Annotated in this window: 1 protein-coding gene and 1 pseudogene; both read left to right on the plus strand. The window is 34.5% G+C overall.

Going from position 1 to position 2,218, the window contains the following annotated elements:
• Nucleotides 1–460: 460 nt before the first annotated feature.
• Nucleotides 461–1,657: a multidrug effflux MFS transporter gene (locus GQO39_RS08280; RefSeq protein ID WP_156851737.1), complete on the plus strand. Its 1,197-nt coding sequence runs from the start codon at nucleotides 461–463 to the stop codon at nucleotides 1,655–1,657.
• A 284-nt stretch (nucleotides 1,658–1,941) separates the two neighbouring features.
• Nucleotides 1,942–2,218: pseudogene (locus tag GQO39_RS08285) on the plus strand (alpha/beta hydrolase); the annotation flags it as partial.

The following is a 2,218-nucleotide window of genomic DNA, read 5'->3' on the forward strand; positions in this document are numbered from 1 at the left end:
ATTTAAAGAAAAACTAGCTTAAGGTGTAAAATGTTTTGTGCAAATTTTTTTAAAATAATTATGAAATTGTCTGAATGCTTTTTCATAAATATATGTTCTTACTTCTTTAAGAAAATATGCTAAATGTTACGCATGGATGGTTATATTTGTAGATAAAAGGCAAAATCCTGTGATCATTATTTTTATTTTTTTTACGTATAATTTTACTGTTGAGACTTGTAGTCTTTTTAAGTTGGTTATAAGACGTATCATGGAGCATTAAGTGATTTATATATAAAGTTTATCCTGAGCCTGTAAATGATAATATTTTGTAGCATCAATAATATAAAAAAGTTAAATCTTATCAAGTAAAGTAGAATTGTATTAACAAATCATTTATATATTTATAATAACAAATAATTAATTTACTTATTAAAGTAAAAAGTATTAATATTTTAATTTAAAAAGTGTGTCTTTATTTATGCAACATAAATATACATTATCATTCATTATACTTATCGTATGTTTATCAACAGGAGGTCTGATTTCTACAGATATTTTTCTGCCGGCACTTGGAGAGATGCGTCAATACTACCAAGTAACAGAATCCCAAATTCAGAGTGCGGTAGCAATTTTTCTGTTTGCATTGGCACTTGGACAGCTCATTTATGGACCACTGAGTGATAGTTTTGGGCGTAAAAAAACACTTCTCTTTGGCTTATTTTTGTGGTTGTTTACTACTCTTAGTGTGCTTTATACGGATAATATTCACGCTTTTCTTGTATTACGTTTTTTACAAGGTCTTGGAGCTTGTGCAGGAATTGTTTTAAGTCGTGCTATTATCAATGATTTGTTAGATAAAAAGGCAGCGGGGAAACTTTATTTAATTGTTTTCCCCTTCATTGGGATGTCGCCAGCGCTTGCACCTTTAATTGGAGGGTTGTTGTTACAAGCTTTCAATTGGCACGCTACTTTTATCTTTTTAAGCATTTTTATATCCTTGACTATTTTGCTCTGTTATTTTGTATTAACGGAAACATTACCTCTTCAAAGGCGGCAGCGTTTTTCACCTGCGGGATTTATAAAGGGGGGGGGCGCGGTTTTCAGAAATAAACAATTTATTTTTTATGCACTTATTCCGTGTTTTTCGTATGCGGCATATTTTGCGTATATTGTGGAATCGCCTTTTTTACTCACAACCTTAGGTTTGTCACCGATATATATTGGTTATAGTTATATTGGTGTTTCGCTACCCTATATTTTGGGAAATTTCGTAGCACGGTGGCTTTTTAAGCGAGAGTCTATGGAAAGAACTGTATGGCGTGGGTATATTATTTTTGTTATAGGGGGAATACTCTTTGCTCTGCAAATGTATCTAAGCCTATGGCCACTTGTAACGAGTTTTGTAGCTATCGCTGTTCTTACTTTTGGTAATGGGTTTTTATTGCCGTTAGGAACGGCGTTGGCAATTTCATCCCATCCGCAAGCTGCCGGGACAGCTTCTGGTGTTATGGGAGCTTTACAATTAGGGAGTGCTGCACTGAGTGCTGCGGTTATTGGAAAGATCTCTGGGCACAGTCCACGGGTGATGGCAGTCTCGTTGGCTGTCTGTTGTCTGCTAGGGTTTATAATTTATATTCGAAAAGCGCGTTATTTTATGCGTTTGGAAATAGATTAAGTGAAATGATAAAAAAAGATCATGCGAAAATGTTGTGATGTTATTTTGCTTAAATGAAAATGACAGACTCTGAGAGTGAATTTTTACACTCATTTTCTCAAACATGCTTAAAATTTGTCGTAGCTTAGTTTATAGCTGATACAATAAGTTATTGCGGCGGTTATTATGGGGGATAAGCTTATGTGCAGGGAAGTTTTGATATGTTTGTGTTGTATGAGTTATAGTCAGTGGGGAAGTTCTGCTACAATTCATATTTTGAAACAAGAGGGGCGGGGTGTAGATAAATGGGACTTCATATTGTTATTCTTTCTCCTGTGATGCCAATTTGGGATCGTGGTGTTTTTTGTTCTTCGTTTACAAAGCTATGCTTAGCAAAAGGATTTCAAATTACTCTACTTGATACACAGTCTCTTTTTCCTAGTAATTCTCCTTTTCTTAATAACTCTGCCATAGAAATTTTGCCTGTTATTACGGAGAAACTTGAAAAATATTTTAAGGTGCCCTCAGTGCTTGTTGGATTTTCTATGGCTGGGACATTGGTACAAATGTTGGCAGCACAAC

The sequence above is a fragment of the Bartonella refiksaydamii genome, from assembly GCF_902652675.1.
GTDB classification, from domain to species: Bacteria; Pseudomonadota; Alphaproteobacteria; order Rhizobiales; family Rhizobiaceae; genus Bartonella; species Bartonella refiksaydamii.

Excerpts from the sequence above, each read along its gene's own strand:
- GQO39_RS08280 (WP_156851737.1), top strand. The coding sequence starts at position 461 with ATGCAACATAAATATACATTATCATTCATTATACTTATCGTATGTTTA.